Raw genomic sequence first — 17,447 nt, 5'->3', positions numbered from 1 at the left:
TGATCCTGATTGACGTCCAGCCTGATTCAGAGACTCAGGTCGAAACTCAGCAGATAGATGTTGCGGTCGTAGGTTTCGCTGTCGAAATTCGAGTCGTTCTCGGTCCTTATGTAAGCAAGGGTCACGTCGATCCAGCGGTCCGGCGACCAGATCAAGCCGGCGCGGTAGCGATTGCGGTCATCGTCCCGGCCGATTCCCTTGTACTCGCGATCCTGATAGCGGTATTCCAGCTCGCTGGCGATACGCGAGGTCCACTCGTGGTTCCAGATCGCTTCGGTGGTCCAGTCGTTGATGGTGCTGGCTCCGTTATCCCCCTCGTCGAAGGCGCGGCGGGTGTTCAGCCGGAACGTGGAGTAGGTGCGCGGGTTGTAGGTGAGGCCCACTTCCCACATGGGACTGGTGAAGTCCTCGCGCTCACTGCTGTCGAAATTCTTGCGCTCGGCACCCAGCTTGACGCTACCGGACGTCTTGGAGGTGGCCTCCCAGGTCATGCCCCCGAGCAGCGCGACGTTGGTGCTGTCGCGCTGGGCGCGGGAGAGCTTGTAGTCATGGTCGGTATGGCGGACTTCGAGCAACGAACGCGTCGTACCGCCCAGGCGATGGAACCAGATGGAGTTGAGCATCAGACTGTCGCGGTCTTCGGTGGCGTTGATATCGCCACTGTTGTGGTATCGCCACTGATCGTAGTGCGCACCGAATTCCAGCTGGTTACGCGCGGTGCGGGCGCCGAACCGGTAGGCCGCCTGGGCAATCTTGCGGCTGTACTTGTCGTTCTCGGTGTCGATCTCGGTATCCGCCGTTTCTTCCACACGGTGGTAGGAGAGCCCCCAGCTGAGTCGATGGCGGGAGGTGAACTCCAGGGCGCTTCTCAAGCGCAGGTGGTGGTCGGTGTTGCTGGCGTCCGAATCGGAATGAAAGATGTCGCTGTTAAAGGAATATTCCAGCTCGTATTCGCTGTTCCGGTTGCCGGTCCCGAGCAGGAAGGTCGGGTTGATGCCCGTCACCCAGGACGCCTGTTCGTTGTCGGAAAGGCCGCGGTAGTTGTCGTCGTAGCTCTCGCGCACGACCAGCGTAGGCGTGAATTCGAAACCACCAATGCGAATGTCCTGGGGCTCGCTGGCCGCCCAGCTGTTACCAGCGGCTAGGCAAAGTAGCGATACACCTGGAAGCGTGATGTTCCTCATTATGGAATCCCTTCTCGGAGATAAATTGTTGTTCATGCCTGCGACCCTGGCCACGACGGCTGGCCGATGTGAGGTGGCATAGACACGCAACAGACCGCAAATATCCCTGACAGTTGCAGATTCTTTGCAGCACGCTTGGGCATTGGGATTAATCGCTCCGATGGTAACGCTCTGCTGTGCCCGTTTCAGGCACGCTACCGCCCCAGGATTATGCCCCTGTGGCGTAATGCTCCCCTTCTGCGCAAACGACATACGCGCTCCCGCATGGCCCGGGAAGGACGGCAGGCGAAACAGCGAGCGTCGAATCGTTTTTATTAGAAGAGCGAGGCAGCAGCCTGCTTCCGAAGAACCGGCTGCACGTTTGCGAGACTGACCTGTACCTGTTGTTCACGGTTGAGAATGTTCAACAGCAACATGACGCGCTCCTCCCCATCCATGGAAAGAAAGATGGCATCGAGATCGGCATACGCACCGACCCGGACCTGCACCTGATCGCCAGGACTCAGCAGCGGAGGTTGCTCGGCCGCCGCGCAGCGCGCTTTCAGTTGCTCGACGATGCGTTCCTGCACCCGGCACGGCTGACCGCAAAAGGCCACCACGCGGTTGACACCACGCGTCGAGCGCAGCGGCAGCCAGTTGTCCACCTCGCCCATGCGGATGAACAGATAGCCCGGGAACAGGGATTGTTCGACCTCCCGCAGCCGGCCGGCACGAAGGCTCTGCGCCCTGAAGGTCGGCGCGAAGCAGTCGAACCCTTGGCGCCGCAGGTGCTCCAACGCACGCGAATCCTGGCGCGGCTTGCATTGCAACAGGTACCAGGACCCGTCCGGTCGTTCGGTATGTCTATCCACAGCGTTCCGCATAGCCTCCAAACAACCGGCGCAGGATGCGCGACCCGTTTCGAACGCGCCCCGGGCAGGGTCGGGCGCCCTTTCTGGACACGGATCAAAACCGAGAGTTCCGCAGGGGAAACGCGCACGTGCCGAAAGGCAGGCACCGACGACCGCCGGGCCCGCGACAGACGGGGACCCGGCAGGTGTAACAAATGTTGTCGTCTGGCTGAGGCGGCACCGCAGAGCGGAGGCGGTGCGCCGACGGGCTTAGCAGCGCTCGATGCGATCCGGGTGGATCAGGATGCGGCCCTGCTTGTACAGCCCGCCGATGGCCTTCTTGAAGTTGCCCTTGCTGACGCCGAAATGGCGGGCGATCTCATCGGCCGGGGATTTGTCGCTGAACGGTAAGGTCCCGTCCTGTTCCTCGAGCTTCTGCAGAATGAGCGCCTGCAGCGCATCGCTGGCTTCGGTGCCGACCGGCTGCAGGCTCAGGCTGATCTTGCCGTCGGGCCGAACCTCACGGATGTAGCCGCGCTCGTGCATGCCGCTGCGCAGAAACTTGAAGGCCTCGTTCTTGTGGATCAGGCCCCAGTGCCGCCCGTTAATGATGGCTTTGTGGCCCAGCTCGGTCGCCTCGACGACTAGCAGGTCCACCGCTTCGCCGGCGCTGTAGCGTGCCGGTGTCTTGTCGAGGTAGCGATCCAGGCGGGCCGTGGCGGTGATGCGCCGGGTGTGCTTGTCGAGGTAGACGTGCACCACGCAATAGTCGCCTTCGCGCAGTTGGCGCTTTTCCTCCGAATGCGGCATCAGCAGGTCTTTCGGCAACCCCCAGTCCAGAAACAGCCCGACACGGTTGATCTGCTTGACCTTGAGGCTGGCGAACTCGCCGACCTGCGCCTTGGGCCGTTCGGTGGTCGCGATCACCCGGTCGTCGCTGTCGAGGTAGACGAACACGTTGAGCCAGTCGTCGATCTCGGTCGGCACATCCTTCGGCACGTAGCGATTGGGCAGCAGGATCTCGCCGTCCGGGCCGCCATCGAGGTAGAGCCCAAAGCCGGTGTGCTTGACGATTTGCAAGCTGTTGTAGCGCCCGATGGCTGCCATGAAAAAAGGTCCTCTGATCGAAGCCGGCGATTCTAGCAGGCCAACCACTGATCGGCGCCGGGCCGATGGCCCCGGCGCCTCATCGAGGCAAGGCGTAGGCGATGATCGCGTCGCCAGCCTTGGTTCCGAGCGAGCCATGGCCACCGGCGACGACCACAACCATCTGCCGCCCCGTGCGGCTGAGGTAGGTCATGGGCGTGGCCTGGCCGCCAGCCGGCAGGCGCCACTTGGCGAGTTCCTTGCCGGTGGTGACGTCGTAGGCCCGCAGGTAGTAGTCCAGCGTGCCGCTGAGAAAGGCCACGCCGCCGGCCGTCAGCATCGGTCCGCCAAGGCTCGGCACGCCCATCTTGAATGGCAAGGGAACCGGTGCACGGTCACGCACGGTGCCGTTCTTGCGCATCCAGTGCGTGCGACCGGTGCGCAGGTCGGCGCCGGCGACATAGCCCCACGGCGGCGCAATGCACGGCAGACCGATCGGCGACACGAACGGCTGCAGCTCCACGGCGAACGGCGCCCCGAAATTCTCGTTGAGATGGGGCTCGCTGTCGGATACGTAGGTGGCCTCATCGTTTTCCCGCGGGATGAGCGTGGAGGTGAACGGCAAGTATGCAGGCGTACTGAAGACCATCTGCCGCACCGGATCCACCGCCACGCCGCCCCAGTTGAACACCCCGAAGTTGCCCGGATGCACCAGCGTGCCCTGGGTCGAGGGCGGTGTGTAGCGGCCTTCGTAACGCAGCCCGTTGAATGCGATGTGGCACATCATCTGGTCGATTAAGGTGGCCCCCCACAGGTCCTTGTCTTCAAGCTCCGGTGGCTCGTAGGTGAGCGCGGAAACCGGTTGGGTCGGGGCGGCCTCGTCGCCCTCGGCCGCGCCTTGCGGTGCAGGCACCTCGCGAACCGGCAGCACCGGTTCGCCAGTGCGCCGGTCGAGCACATAGATATCGCCCTGCTTGGTTGGCGCCACCAACGCCGGGACAAGGCCACCTTCCGTGTCGATATCGACCAGGCTTGGCTGGGCCGGCACGTCCATGTCCCAAAGGTCGTGATGCACGGTCTGGAACACCCAGCGCAGCTGGCCGGTGTCGATATCCAATGCCACGATCGATGACGAAAAACGCTCGGTGTTCTCGCTGCGATTGCCGCCCCACTGGTCCGGCACCTGGTTGCCCAGCGGCACGTACACCAGCCCCAGGGCCTCATCGGCACTGGAGATGCTCCAGTTGTTCGGCGTGCTTTCGCTGTAGGTCTCGTCTTCGGCAATCGGCTCGGTCTGGTCTGGATTGCCTGGATCCCAGTTCCACAAAAGCTCGCCCGAGACGGCATCGTAAGCACGGATCACCCCGGACGGGGCGTTGACCGACACGTTGTCGTTGACCGCACCGCCGATGATCACCCGGCCACGCGCCACGACCGGCGGCGAGGTGGAGTAGTAGAAGCCCTCCTTTTGGTGGGGCATGTTCGCCCAGAGGTTGACTGCCCCCTCATCGCCAAAACCCTCGCACACCTCGCCGGTGTCAGCGTCCAGCGCGATCAGGCGGGCGTCGGCGGTGGGCATGAACAGGCGTTGCCGGCAGGCCTGAGCGTCGGGCGCAGCCTCGTCCAGATGGTAGGACAAGCCGCGACAGGTCTGATGCTGGCGATTGATCGACTGCGGGACCTGCGGATCGAAGCGCCAGCGCTCCTGGCCGGTTTCGGCATCGAGCGCAACGACCAGGTTATGCGGGGTGCAAAGGTAAAGGGTCTCGTCGATCTTCAGCGGCGTGACTTCGTAGGTGGTCTCCTCCGGGTCGCCCGGGCGGCGCTGGTCGCCCGTATTGAACTGCCACACCTTCTCGAGCCGGGCGACATTGCCGGGGTTCAGCTGATCTAGCGGCGAATAGCGCGTGCCGTGCTGGGTGCGACCGTAAGCGTGCCATTCGCCATCGGGCACGCTGTCCTCGGCCCCCGGCGCCTGCGCCAGGGGTGGTGGAAGCATGCCCTTGAAGTCGTGGCTGTCGGTCACGATCGCCTGCACCGCGGCGGCACCCCAGAGGGCAACGGCGAACATCAGCGGAATCGCGCTACCGCCCCAGGCGCGAGCCCCGAAGTGCTGCCAGCCCAGGCGCTGAGCCACCCAAGGCATCAGCAACCAGAGCCCGAACGGCGCGATGATGCTGCCGCGTGGCGCGAGCTGCCACCAGTCGAAACCCACTTCGTAGAGTGCCCAACCCAGCGCGCCAAGCATGACCAGCGAATAGACCCAGAGCGCCGCTCGGCGCCGAGCCAGCAGCAGCCCGCCGGTCAACAGGAAACCCACCGCCAGGATGGCGAAATACCAGGTCCCGCCGAGGGCAATGACCTTCCAGCCACCCACGGCGAGCGCGAGACCAAGAACGATGCACAGGACAGCGCTGATGACGACCGCCACGACTCCTCCCTTCTTTTTTGTTTTTGGGCTACGCCGACGGCCAATGGCACCTGCCGGACAGGTCAGGTTGCGGCCGCCGGACGACCATGTCTTCTGTTGACCGGCTGTCGCCCGGAATGCTCCCCACCGGCGAAAAAGATTGGCGTGCTGGCAACAGGACGCGGTGGGGTTGGCCTGGAGCGGTGCGACCGAGCGCAAGCTACACGCGAACGCGACGGCACAAGAATCGAACAATAATTGACCAAATCTGTATAATGGCCGGTTCGACCGACCACAGGAAACCACCGACGATGGCCACCAAGACCACTTCCGCCAAGCGCAAACCCGAACCCGCCAGCGAAACCAGCGAATCGCTCGCCGCGCAGATGGCAGCCTTCCTGAAGGCTGGCGGTGAAGTCCAGAAGATCCCGACCGGCGTCAGCGGCCAGACCCAGGGGCCGTCCCGCCAGATCACCATCAGCCGCAAGTAATCCCCGCCCCGACCGACAGGCGAGCCCCCGTTCCGGGCACGGCTCGCCCGGTACCTCTCCGCACACCGAGACCTCTATGGCCGACCCGATTCGCCTTTCCAAACGCCTGGCCGACCAGCTCGGCTGCTCACGGCGCGAGGCCGAGCTCTATATCGAAGGCGGCTGGGTCCGTGTCGATGGCGAAATCGTCGAGGCGCCCTACTTCAAGGTGCTCGATCAGCGCATCGAGCTGCTCCCAGGCGCCAGCCCGGTCGAAGTGCTGCCCGTGACCCTGCTCTGGCACAAGCCGGCCGGCGTTCCCTGCCCCACCGAGCCGGGCCCGGTTCATGACCTGCTGGCCAAAGCGCCGCGCTGGGACGCTGACGATGCCCGCCAGACCCCGCGCGGTCGCCATTTCGCTCGGCAGCAGTTGCTGTTGCCTCTGGCAACGGAAGCAAGCGGCCTGCTGGTATTCAGCCAGCAGCGCGAAGTGATTCGTGCACTCACCCAGACCCGCACGCCGCATGAGCAGGAATACGTCATCGAGGTTCGCGGCGAGCCGAAGGCCGGCGGCCTCGATCGGCTCGCCAAGGGGCTCGCTCACCGCGGCCGCGAACTGAAGGCCAAGGCCAGCTGGCAGAGCGAAAGCCGCCTGCGTGTCGTCGCCAAGGCGCCACGGGCCGATGACCTGCGACTGATATGCGAAGCCGTCGGCCTGGAGATGCTCGCCTGCAAACGCATCCGGATCGGGCGCCTGTCGATGGCCAAGCTGCCGGTCGGCGAATGGCGCTACCTCGGCGATCACGAGCGCTTCTGAGCGACGCCGCCATCGTTTTCCCCGCCGTTTCGTTCGCGTCAGGCCCGATACCGCCCTATGCTTGTCTTGCCGCCCGGCACGTACCGCGTGCGGTGACCGCTGTATCGTCCATGCCTGAGGTATGCCCATGCACAGAGTCGTTCTGGTGCTCGCGCTCGGCCTGCTACCGCTGTTCGGCGCCGCGGAGCAACGCATCGAGGTCTGGACCTATCACCTCTCAGCCCCCTTCATTCTCGAAGACGAACAAGGGCTCTCCCACGCCTTCGTCGATCTGCTGAACAAGGACCCGGCCAACGCCGGGCGTTTTCGCTTCGAACTGGTCGAACTCCCCCGCAAGCGCGTCGACGCCCGACTGGTAAAGGGTCGACCGGGCATCCTGCTGTGGGCGACGCCGGGCTTCTTCACCGAAGCGCAGACCGCCCGGGCGAGCTGGTCGGAACCGCTACTGGCCGATCAGCAGGAGTTCGTCTCCCTGCCGGACACGGCCTTCGATTACGAAGGGGTCGAATCGCTGCAGGGCATGATTCTCGGCGGCGTGCTCGGGCATCGCTATGCCGGCATCGAGGATGCCGTGGCCCGTGGCTCGGTGATCCGGCAGGACGTCCGCTCCGACCTGCAGAACCTCAAAAAACTGCTCAGCGGGCGCATCCATACCCTGCTGATCGCACGCTCCTCATTGCTCTACTACCGCAAGCAGCATGAACTCGGCCGGTTACACGTCTCCGCCACGCCCTTGTACGAGTTCTCCAGGCACCTGTTAATGACTGAAACCCTGGACCGGGCCGTCAAGGACTACCTGCGCGGGTTCGTCTCCGCCCTGCCGAACAACCCGCAATGGCAGATCCTGGTATTCCACTATGGCCTGTCGCCCATGGCGGTCACCGAGTGAATCGGGCTGAACACACGCGAAGCTGGCGAGTCAGAACACGCGCTGACCAACGATAAACAACCAGAGAGACAAGGCAGCGATGAAGAAAGCACTGGCGATCGGACTGCTCATGATCCTTGGAGGTTGCGCCTCCCAACCACAGCCCTGCGACGAACCCGGCGGCGATTGCCGATCCGAGCGACTGCTCTACCAGAACGACCTCCTGCAAGCCAAGATTCTCATCGCCATCGGCGACGAGGATGGCTACGAACTGGCCGACGCCCTGCTCGAACGCAGCGCCGAGCTCGACGAGCGCGGCGAGACCGAGTTCTACCAGGCGTTGCTCCTGATCCGTCAGGGACCTCAGCCCACCGAGGTACTGCAACGGCTGGAAGCCGCCAGAGCCAAGGGCCACCCTCATGCCGTGGCGCTGCTCTACAAGATTTACAGCGAACCCTACCTGATCGACCAAGCGGATCCGGCCAAAGCCGAGCGATACCGCGAGGAATATGCCGAGCTGGACGTTGCGCAGAGTGGCTATCCGTCATTCGAGAAGGCGGTCGACCTGGTCAGCGAGCTGGTCGAACCGCCGCCACCACTGGCCGAGCGGATCATGCCCTGCCCGAACCAGTGTTTCTGAGCGGCTGCGGGCCCACCACCCGCGGCTAGCGGGGCGTAGGCGTCTGGCTCACCTTCGGCAGCTCGTCGCCGTCGAGGACCGCCTGCGCCTCTTCGCGGGTCGCGTAGGGGCCGGCGATCGCCCGGCCATCCATTTCCACCACCCAGCAGGTTGCCCAGGTCGGGCGCCAGCCCTGCGGGACTTCATCGCCAGTCAGTTGCCGAATACGGGTCTGCATGATCACCTCCTGCGTTCGTCAATCACGCCGCCATAGCGACGGCCCTATCCGTGGGACCGCAACAGCCGGCGATGTGCTCGCCGAAACAGTCGGTTGCCATTTGCACCGAACTGCCACGCAGCGGGCGGCTCTACTGAGTACCGTCCGCTTTACCGACGCGCACGAAGGTTGCGCCCCGAACGACAGCACGAGGATGCCCATGCCGTTCCCGACGCTCGCGAGCAAAACGCTGATCTGGCTCTTGGCCGCCACGCTGACGCTGACCGGCTGCAGCCGCATGAACCTGGCATACCGCAACCTGGATCTGCTGATCCCCTGGACGCTTAACGACTACCTGGACATGACCGGTGACCAGCAGAAGCGATTTCGCGCGCAGCTGCGCGACCACCTCGGCTGGCACTGCCGCACCCAGCTACCCGGCTATCTCGACACCCTGGCCCGCCTGCAGGGGCAGGTACGCGACGGCCAACTGAACGAAGCCGCGTTGCGTGAGCACTACGCCTACGCGACAGAGGCGGTAGCGGCCATCGCCAAGGAGATCACACCCACCACGGCGCAACTGCTCGCCGACCTGGATGACGACCAGGTGCGCGACCTCAGCGAGTCGCTGGAAGAGGACCGGCGTGAGCGCGAAGAAAAATACTTGGGGCCTTCGGATGCCGAACAGATTCGCGAACGCGCCGACCGCATGCGCGAGCGTGTCGAGCGCTGGACCGGTACCACCGATGCCGAGCAGCGCCAACGCATCCTGCAATGGGCCCATGCGGTCGCCCCGCAGACACGCCTGTGGCTGGAAAACCGCGCCGCGTGGCAACAGGCGCTGCGCGATGCGCTGGACCGGCGCCACGAACCCGGCTTCGATGAGCGTGTCGCTCGCCTGCTCCAGGACCGCGAGGCCTACTGGACGCCGGCCTATCGTGCCGCCTTCCCCGCAGCGGAAAAGGCGGCCATCGACCTGTTCAGCGATCTTTATCGCCTGACGGATGCCAATCAGCGACGCCACATCGACAAACAACTGCAGGACCTGCGCAACGACCTCGGATCGCTGGACTGCCTGCCGGCGAACTGATCCGCCTTCAGCGCCGCCGGCGTGCCAACAGCAGGCCAACCACGCCAGCGGCGATTCCGCCCGCGATCAGCAACGTGCGCTGACGATCCGCTTCATGGCGCCAGCCGCCGTCAATGCGCCGCTGTCCCAGCGCCGGATGAAAGAGATTGCCCGACGATGGCGCGACTCGATCGGCCCGACGCAACGCGGCGCCGGTCATCAGACCAGAGAGCAGGTCGAAGCCCGGCGTGAGGAAATGCGCGAAGCGCAACAGCGTCGCCGTCACGCCCACCGAAGTCGTATGGCGCGGATGCAGCGCGAGGCTGACCATTGCATCGGCCACCTGCCGTGGATCGCAAAGCGGTGGCGGCGGCTGCAACGAGCGCCCGGCATAGTTGCCGCCGTCGCGAAAACCGGGCGTATCGACCATCGACGGGTAGATGTCGCACACGTGGATATGCGGCCATTGCGCCAGCTCGCCACGCAGTGCATGCGAAAAACCACGCAGCCCGAACTTGCTCGCCGAATAGGCCACCGCGAAGGGCTGAGGCACCCAGCTACCCACCGACTGGGTATTGATCAACGTCCCCTCGCGCTGTTGTTTGAAGTAAGGCAGGACCACGTGCGCGCCACGCAGATAGCCGATCAGGTCGGTCTGTACCACCTGCTCATGGGCATCCAGCGGGGTTTCGTCGAAGGCGCCCACGGCCCCGACGCCGGCGTTGTTGACCCAGACGTCGATGCGCCCACCGCCAAACTCGGCCGCGGCGCTGGCAAGCCGCTCCACCGAGTCGCTCAGGGTCATGTCAGTCGGCACCGCCAGCGCCTCGGCGCCCAGCGCACGGCATTCTTCGGTAGCGTCCTGAAGCGCCTCCTCGTCCCTGGCCGCCAGCACGACCCGCGCTCGCTGACGGGCGAACGCCTGTGCCGCGGCGCGGCCGATGCCGCTGGACGCGCCGGTGATGACCACCACGGCGCCGTCGAGACTCGTTCGTTTCATGCCTGCTCTCCGGTTTGCTGTCGTTCTTAGCTGACCGTGCCGACCTGCCAACATTCCCTGCGAGGCGGAGGTCGTCGTCAGACCATCTGCAACGGTTGGGCGCGACGCGGTGGTGGAAATGCCTGGTCGAGTACGGCGAGGTCGTCATCGCCCAGGCGGAGCTCGGCGGCGCCCGCGTTGGCACGCAGGTGTTCGGCGCGCGCGGCCTTGGGAATCACGATGACGCCCGGTAGGCGCAGCGCCCAGGCGAGGACCACCTGGGCCGGCTCGGCTTCGAGCCGCCGCGCCACTTCGACCACAGCCGGGTGGCGCAACAGGTCGCCGCCCTGCCCCAATGGGCAGTACGCCATCACTGGTATCCGCTGTGCCTGGCACCAGGGCAGCAGGTCGAATTCGATGCCACGCTCTTCGGGGTTGTAGAGCACCTGATTCGTTGCGCAGGCGGGTTCAGCCAGCTCCTGCATGTCGTCCAGGTCGAAGTTCGACACGCCCCAGCGACGAATCTTGCCCTCGGCTTTCAGACGTTCGAACGCTTCCACCGTTTCGGCCAGTGGATACTGCCCGCGCCAATGCAGCAGGTACAGGTCCAGGCAGTCGGTGCCGAGTCGCCGAAGGCTGCGCTCGCACGCCTGGGCGACCCCCTGGCGACTGGCGTTGTGCGGGTAGACCTTGCTGACCAGGAACACCTCATCACGGCGCCCGGCGATGGCCTCGCCGACGACCTCCTCGGCGCCGCCTTCGGCGTACATTTCCGCCGTGTCGATCAGCGTCATACCCAGTTCGATGCCGAGCCGCAGTGCGGCGACTTCTCGGCTACGCGCGGTCGGGTCCTCGCCCATGTGCCAGGTGCCCTGGCCGATCACCGGCACTGTCGTGCCATCGGCCAACGTCAGGTTTCGCATCAGCGGTCTCCTTGCGTGGCGGGCTGGTCGGCGACCGGCGCAGCCCAGGGGTCATAGGTGCCGAAGGTCCACAGGTGCCCTTCCAGGTCGCGGCAACTGAACCCGCGCCCGCCGTAGTCTTCGTCCTTCAACTCGATGACGATCTCGGCGCCGGCGGCCTTGGCCTTGGTGTAGAGCGCATCGGCGCTGTTCACGATCACGTAGATGCTCTGGGTCGAGTAACCGCCCACTTCGTCGGGCTGGCGAACCTGGCGCCCGTAGGCCGAGTCGGTGACCGGACCGAGCATGAGCATACCGCTGCCAAAGCAGAGCTGCGCATGGATCACGCCCACCTCGGCATCTTCGACCACCTGCTGGCGCTCGAAGTCGAACACCCGACACAGCCATTCGAGCGCCGCTGGAACGTCGCGGTAGCGCAGGCACGGGATGAGGTTGCAGGTTGTGTTCTTGCTGTACAGGGACATGGCTTCTCCTCTGGCTTTGCCGCGGCAGCTCGTCGGCACGCGCCCTTCTCTTCTTAGGGGCGATCGCGGCGCACGCGTTCCGCCCGCACGCCGTTTTCCATGGCTCGAGCCCGCACCGACCCCGCACAGCGGCCTTGCCAACCGCAGCCAAGTGCCGGTCTAGAGCTGCCGTTGCAATACGCATGTCACGCGCTCCTCGCACAATACCCGGACCTGCAAAGGTGCTCCTGAGCTAGTGTCGGACTCACAGAGCGGCAGCGGTCTAGCTTGAATCCACTTCTCTGGAACTGGACACAAGGCCATGAAAACCCAAGGCGTACAGCGCACCCAGCCCCTCGCGGACGAACTGCCCTCCGGTTCGGTAACTACCTTCAGCCTCGCGATCAAGGCCGCATTGCAGCGGCAGCAGCCCTCCGGCGACGACCCGCATCGCCTAGCCAAGGCTGGCGACGAGCCCCCGGCCTTCAAGGACTACCAGGACATCGAAGCGCCCGACGCAACGGGCGCCGGCATCATCCGCTACGAAACCCGTGACGGCGAAAAGGTGACGGTCTCGCAGGCGATCAGCCCCGCCCTGTACGAGCAGCTCTGTCGTGACTACGAGAACCTGAAGGCAGTCAAGGACGCGGTAGCCGACGACTATCGCCGCGCCGGCGCCGACGACCAGGCACCGGCCAGCATCGACGACTACCTGGCCATCGAACAGCCGGCGCCCGAAGTGCTGCGCTTTCGCATGACGCAAGGTGGCGACTGGATCGTCGTGGCCAAGGGCGACAATCCGGAAATGTTCGACGACGTCCTTGCCCACAAGGGCATCCTCGACGGCATCCGGGAGAGCGAGCGGGACGGTTATCGGCGCGCCACTGACAACGAGGTGTGGCCGCCCGCGGGCGGAACCACCATCGGCCCGCTGGACGAAGTCGGACAGGACCTGATCCGCTTCGAGCATGACGGCGACAAGGTCGTCGTCTACAAGCATGACAACCCGAAGCTGTTCGACTATCTGTCGCGTCTTCGGGCGTTGATGGAAGACCCGCAGGCACGAAACGCCGTGGAGGGTTACCTCGGCGAAGGCTATGCCCTGGCCAGACGCGAGGGCGAACCGCCCGCCTTCTTCGATTTCGCCACCTTCGCCTACACGAACGAGTTCGGCAGCACCGGCGCCATCGCCTACACCACCCACGACGGCGATCGGGTCGTGGTGTCCAGGTTCATGACGCCCGAACTCTACGCACAGGTCGAAGAGATCGCCGAGGCTCACTTCAAGCTCAACGACCTCAACGCCGACGGCTGGGGCTCGGCCGGCGCCACGGCGGACTTCGACGCCGACCAGATCCACAACGTCGGCTTCCCCGACAACGGCGTGGTGACCTTCGAAGTCGAGGGCCAAGGCAAGTTCGCGGTCTCCGAGCTGAGCAACAAGGCGCTCTATGACAAGGTCATGGACGCCAAGAAGGCCACCAGCGAGACCTTCACCGGGATTGATATCGGCACGCTGGAAACCAGCGCGAAGGACAAGGACGGCAAGACCCTGACCGTCGACGAGCTCACCTGGCAGAACCTGCTCGACAGCTGGAAGGCCGATATCGACGCCGGCAAGATCAAGCACGACGATGACCGCGCCAAACTGGTCCGTGCGCTGCAGGCCAAAGGTGCGCTGGAAGGCGGCATCGACATGACCTCGCTGGACATCAGCTCCGGGCGCTCGCTGACCCATGTCGGCGAGACGGACCTGGAAGACATCATCGATCGCGACAAACTCGACGCAACGATCGAAGCGCTGCTGCAGACCGACGCGGTCAGCGAGGACTACGGCAAGGCGCGCAAGGCGGCGCTGGATGAGCTGCCAAACAAGGACGAAATCTTCGAGCGCATCGAGCGCGACGCGATGAGCGCCGATTACGCGCGCCACCTGGCCTTGCTCAAGGCCGACAACAAGGACGACGTCGCCCAGGCCAACATCGCCAAGACCTACGCCTCACTGCACGCCATCGACCCGGAAAAGGCCGATGCCTTCCTGCAGCAATTGCAGCTCGATACCGTCACGCTCGATCTGGCGAACATCCTCAGCGACCCCGGCTCCATCTCGCAGGAAAACCTCTCGGTCGCCGCCGCCGACACCCTCAAAACGCTGTTCGCGGCGTTGAAGAAAGCCGGCGTGGACATTCCGCGGCGTACCGTCGAGAGCATCGACAAGTTCATCAACGAGCTGCTCAAGGATTCGAAGACCGCCGACGCGCTGAACAAGCTGCTGGTCGAACTCGGCGACCGGGCGCGGCATGGCACCCTCACCGAGAACGACCTGCGCGAGCTGGTGAAGACGAACCCCACCTACACCGCCCTGGACAAGGCCACCGACGGCGGCCTGTTGAACACCCTGGCGCAACTGAACAAGGTCGGCATGCTGGGTTCGGCCGGCGGGATGATCTCGCTCTTCTCCGGTATCTACCAGCTGGCCGGCAAGGGCGGCACCCTGGCCGACACACCGGAGGAGCGCGTGTCCATCGCGCGGGACTTCATCTCCTTCGTCGGCGCGGGCCAGCACTTCACCACACTGTTTCACAACGTCAGCGGTCGCGATTCGGCCGCGGTCAAGAGCGCGCTGGATACCCTCGGCCTCGATCGCAGCTTCCAGGAAATCTGGACCGGCAGCAGCAAGCCGGCGCCGGAATGGGTCCCCGCCGAGGGCGAAAATGCCGATACGCCACGGACCAAGGTCCAAGAGCAACTGCGCGCCATCATTGACGCCAATCCCGCGGACGCCGAGGACCTGCGCACCCGTGCCAACCTCACCGAAGACCAGCTGAAGGAAGTGCTCAAGGGATACAAGGGCGGCGCCGGCGGCTACATTTCCGGTCTGCCCGAGGCAACCCGCAATTCACGCATCTTCACCTCCGCGCTGAAGGTGTTGAACCTGGTCGGTGACGGCTTCTCCGGCGTGGCGGACCTGGTGATCGGTGCGCTGAAACTGGACAAGGCCAAAGGCGACAAGGCACTGATCGCCGAAGCATCCATGACCATCGCTGCCGGCGGGCTGACCACAATCGGCGCGGGTGCGAGCCTGGGCAACGCCCTGGGCCTGACCCTGGCGCGTGCGCTGACCGCCCCGTTCTTCTGGGCCGGGGCAATCGTCTCGTTCATCACCCTGGGCTTCTCGATCTACCACGACATCAAGCTCAACAATGCCCTGAAGGACAACCAGAAGGCGCTGGCGGACCTGTTCAAGGACTTCGAGGCCGATGGCCTGCTCGTCGAAGACGGTGGCAAGCGCTACGAATTTCTCGACGAATACATCGAGCAATACGGCCAGCGCGATGCACCGGACGATCAGTCGATCTTCGATTACCGAAGCGACGAGTACGAGTATTTCAAGGAAAAGGGCCACACCTATTGGGACGGCCAGCACGAGGACTACAAGGGCGACGGTGACAACCTTGACACGCAGATGGACAGGGGCTCGACCGTCGGCTCCTGACGCCTGCACGGACACGGGGCGCTGCGCACGCCCCGTGCACCCCGTGGCGGCATGCTCGGGTTCGGATTTCCGAACGTATCCGGAGCCGGCGTTCGGCCAGGCGAATCCAGCAGCGTCAGCGAAGCGGTCGTGAGAATAAATACCTTGAAATTCAGCACATTACATAAGGGCTTTCAGAGAGGCAGCCTGGCACGCGTTCTGCTTTGATCCATGAACAAAACCAACAAGAGGACTCACCATGCATTGCTGTACTGCCCTTCGCAGGTCGTCGTAATCATTCGGCATGGCCGCGCTCCATCCCGGGCTAACGTTGACCGATACGGTCCGCAGTACGTGGCGCTCGAGCCCGATCTGAGTTCCTACCTGAAACGGTGTACGCATGACCCCGAGCAAGACCTTTGACCTCCCCCCGCTGTGCGGACAGGAAACCTTCTATCGCTTCGGCCCCTTCACACTGCTGCCCAACCAGCACCTGCTACTCAAGAACGGCAGCCGTATCGTCCTCGGCGGCCGCGCCCTGGACCTGCTCGTCGCGCTGACCGAGCGGGCCGGCGAACTGGTGGAAAAGACCGAACTGATGGCGCGGGCCTGGCCACGCGTGATCGTCGAGGAATGCAACCTGCGCGCGCAGATCGTGGCGTTGCGACGCGTCCTGGTTGACGACACCGGCTTCAACTACATCGTCACTGTCCCAGGCCGCGGCTATCGCTTCGTGATGCCGGAGGACGCCGCCACCAGCGAGCCGGTCCCGGCGACCGAGCGCACCGGCGTCCCCGCGCTGGTCAGCGAGCTGGTCGGCCGCCAAGCGCTGCTCGACACCCTGGCCAGCGACTTGCGCCAGCGCCGCCTGGTGACCCTCGCCGGTCCTGGCGGTATCGGCAAGAGCAGCGTCGCGCTGGCCTTGCTCAATGGTGAGATGGCGGCTCGCTTCGAGCACCTGCATTACCTGGACGCGTCGCGGCTGGGCGAGCAGGAGAAGCTGGCCGAACGCATCGCCGCGCTGTTGAACCTGGAGCAGTCCCTCACCCAGACAGCCTCCGCCGCCCGCCCGGCAAGCCAGCGCAGCCTCCTGCTGCTGGACAACTGCGACCATCACCTCGACGCCGTGGCGAGCGCCGTCCAGTGGCTGTTGCGCTGGGTACCCGGCTGCCACGTGCTGGTCACCAGCCGCGAGCCGCTCAACGTCGAGGGCGAGGTGGTGCGCCGTGTCGAACCACTCGATTATCCCGAACCGGGCCAACCCCTCACGCTCGAGCAGGCACTGGACTACACCGCGGTGCGCCTCTTGGTGGAGCGGATGACGGCCCATGACACCGGCTTCGTCCTGCAGGAAACCGACCTCGAACCCATGGTGCGCATCTGCCGCACGCTCGAAGGCAACCCGCTGGCCCTGGACATCGTCGCCGCCCGGGTACGCGCCTGCGGCCTTCGCGACCTGCCGCAACTGCTCGACCGCTCCGGCTATCTGCAGATGAAGGGGCGCCGCACCGCCGACCCTCGCCACGGCAGCCTGGCGGCATTGCTCGACTGGTCCTATGCGGCGCTGTCTGCGACCGAACAGGCCTTGCTGCGCCAGTTATCGGTGTTTCGCGCCTCCTTCACCCTGGGCGAAGTCCGGGCGGTGGTGGCGGGCGCCAACGAACAGGACGACCTGCTCTCGCTGATCGAGCAACTGGTGGACAAGTCCCTGCTGCAAATCCGCAAGCAGGCCAGCGCCCGGCGCTACTGCATGAGCGAAATCACGCGCGCCTACGCTCAGCAGAAGCTCGAAGCGGCCGGCGAAGCCAAGGCCGCCAGTGCCCGCTATGCCAACCATTACATGCGCCTGCTGAAAGACGCGGGCAGCCAGCTGGGGGGTGAAGCGCGGCTGGTCATGGAAACCGAACTGACCCGCCCCGCGGCGGTTACGCGCCAGGCGGGTGAGCGCTCGCGTGCGCAACCGCATCTGGACGTGTTGCGTCTGTCGGTGAGTTAGGCCCTTGGCGAGCGCCCTCTCCCGGGTGGGGAGAGGGCCGGGATGAGGGGCTGCCGGACGC

General features: G+C 64.8%; 15 protein-coding genes. 7 read left to right on the top strand and 8 right to left on the bottom strand.

What is annotated here, in order from left to right:
• Positions 1 to 26: 26 nt before the first annotated feature.
• The 4 genes from MST27_RS17180 to MST27_RS17165 all read right to left on the bottom strand — a co-directional run bounded on the left by MST27_RS17180 (position 27) and on the right by MST27_RS17165 (position 5,531).
• Positions 27 to 1,184 carry an outer membrane beta-barrel protein gene (locus tag MST27_RS17180; protein ID WP_243607154.1) on the bottom strand — a complete coding sequence of 386 codons (1,158 nt, stop codon included), beginning with the start codon at positions 1,182 to 1,184 and terminating at the stop codon, positions 27 to 29.
• A gap of 314 nt (positions 1,185 to 1,498) precedes the next feature.
• Entirely contained in the window at positions 1,499 to 2,035 is a 537-nt protein-coding gene (gene rfaH, locus MST27_RS17175; RefSeq protein ID WP_243607153.1) for a transcription/translation regulatory transformer protein RfaH, read from the bottom strand.
• Between the two features lie 249 nt (positions 2,036 to 2,284).
• On the bottom strand, positions 2,285 to 3,121 hold the full coding sequence (locus MST27_RS17170) for a CvfB family protein (protein WP_243607152.1): 837 nt from the start codon (positions 3,119 to 3,121) through the stop codon (positions 2,285 to 2,287).
• Between the two features lie 79 nt (positions 3,122 to 3,200).
• Entirely contained in the window at positions 3,201 to 5,531 is a 2,331-nt protein-coding gene (locus MST27_RS17165; protein WP_243607151.1) for a membrane-bound PQQ-dependent dehydrogenase, glucose/quinate/shikimate family, read from the bottom strand.
• Positions 5,532 to 5,821: 290 nt separating this feature from the next.
• On the opposite strand from MST27_RS17165, the gene MST27_RS17160 reads away from it, so the two are divergent.
• The 4 genes from MST27_RS17160 to MST27_RS17145 all read left to right on the top strand — a co-directional run bounded on the left by MST27_RS17160 (position 5,822) and on the right by MST27_RS17145 (position 8,305).
• Entirely contained in the window at positions 5,822 to 6,001 is a 180-nt protein-coding gene (locus MST27_RS17160; protein ID WP_243607150.1) for a hypothetical protein, read from the top strand.
• A gap of 76 nt (positions 6,002 to 6,077) precedes the next feature.
• Positions 6,078 to 6,797, top strand: coding sequence for an RNA pseudouridine synthase (locus MST27_RS17155; RefSeq protein ID WP_243607149.1), 720 nt, complete (start codon positions 6,078 to 6,080; stop codon positions 6,795 to 6,797).
• Between the two features lie 127 nt (positions 6,798 to 6,924).
• Positions 6,925 to 7,686 carry a substrate-binding periplasmic protein gene (locus MST27_RS17150; protein ID WP_243607148.1) on the top strand — a complete coding sequence of 254 codons (762 nt, stop codon included), beginning with the start codon at positions 6,925 to 6,927 and terminating at the stop codon, positions 7,684 to 7,686.
• A 79-nt stretch (positions 7,687 to 7,765) separates the two neighbouring features.
• A complete protein-coding gene (locus MST27_RS17145; RefSeq protein WP_243607147.1) occupies positions 7,766 to 8,305 on the top strand; it encodes a hypothetical protein in 540 nt (179 codons plus the stop codon).
• A 25-nt stretch (positions 8,306 to 8,330) separates the two neighbouring features.
• Here the strand turns inward: MST27_RS17145 and MST27_RS17140 are convergent, their stop codons facing one another.
• Positions 8,331 to 8,522 carry a hypothetical protein gene (locus tag MST27_RS17140; protein ID WP_243607146.1) on the bottom strand — a complete coding sequence of 64 codons (192 nt, stop codon included), beginning with the start codon at positions 8,520 to 8,522 and terminating at the stop codon, positions 8,331 to 8,333.
• A 199-nt stretch (positions 8,523 to 8,721) separates the two neighbouring features.
• On the opposite strand from MST27_RS17140, the gene MST27_RS17135 reads away from it, so the two are divergent.
• Positions 8,722 to 9,591 carry a DUF6279 family lipoprotein gene (locus MST27_RS17135; protein ID WP_243607145.1) on the top strand — a complete coding sequence of 290 codons (870 nt, stop codon included), beginning with the start codon at positions 8,722 to 8,724 and terminating at the stop codon, positions 9,589 to 9,591.
• A 7-nt stretch (positions 9,592 to 9,598) separates the two neighbouring features.
• Here the strand turns inward: MST27_RS17135 and MST27_RS17130 are convergent, their stop codons facing one another.
• From MST27_RS17130 to MST27_RS17120, 3 genes are all read right to left on the bottom strand, one after another.
• On the bottom strand, positions 9,599 to 10,570 hold the full coding sequence (locus MST27_RS17130) for an SDR family oxidoreductase (RefSeq protein WP_243607144.1): 972 nt from the start codon (positions 10,568 to 10,570) through the stop codon (positions 9,599 to 9,601).
• Positions 10,571 to 10,647: 77 nt separating this feature from the next.
• Positions 10,648 to 11,472, bottom strand: a complete 825-nt coding sequence (locus tag MST27_RS17125; RefSeq protein ID WP_243607143.1) for an aldo/keto reductase — start codon at positions 11,470 to 11,472, stop codon at positions 10,648 to 10,650.
• On the bottom strand, positions 11,472 to 11,936 hold the full coding sequence (locus tag MST27_RS17120; protein ID WP_243607142.1) for a VOC family protein: 465 nt from the start codon (positions 11,934 to 11,936) through the stop codon (positions 11,472 to 11,474). Before MST27_RS17120 ends, MST27_RS17125 begins: the two co-directional genes overlap by 1 nt.
• A gap of 301 nt (positions 11,937 to 12,237) precedes the next feature.
• On the opposite strand from MST27_RS17120, the gene MST27_RS17115 reads away from it, so the two are divergent.
• Together MST27_RS17115 and MST27_RS17110 are read left to right on the top strand one after the other, a co-directional pair.
• Complete coding sequence (locus MST27_RS17115; RefSeq protein WP_243607141.1) at positions 12,238 to 15,411, top strand: hypothetical protein; 3,174 nt, start codon at positions 12,238 to 12,240, stop codon at positions 15,409 to 15,411.
• Between the two features lie 379 nt (positions 15,412 to 15,790).
• The gene (locus MST27_RS17110; RefSeq protein ID WP_243607140.1) at positions 15,791 to 17,386 is read left to right on the top strand and encodes an ATP-binding protein; all 1,596 of its coding nucleotides are present in this window, start codon (positions 15,791 to 15,793) and stop codon (positions 17,384 to 17,386) included.
• The last annotated feature ends 61 nt before the right edge of the window (positions 17,387 to 17,447 follow it).

This window comes from Stutzerimonas marianensis (genome assembly GCF_022810315.1).
Taxonomy (GTDB): Bacteria; Pseudomonadota; Gammaproteobacteria; order Pseudomonadales; family Pseudomonadaceae; genus Stutzerimonas; species Stutzerimonas marianensis.
Note: the sequence above shows the minus strand (reverse complement) of the source record. Positions and strands in the feature narration are given on the sequence as shown.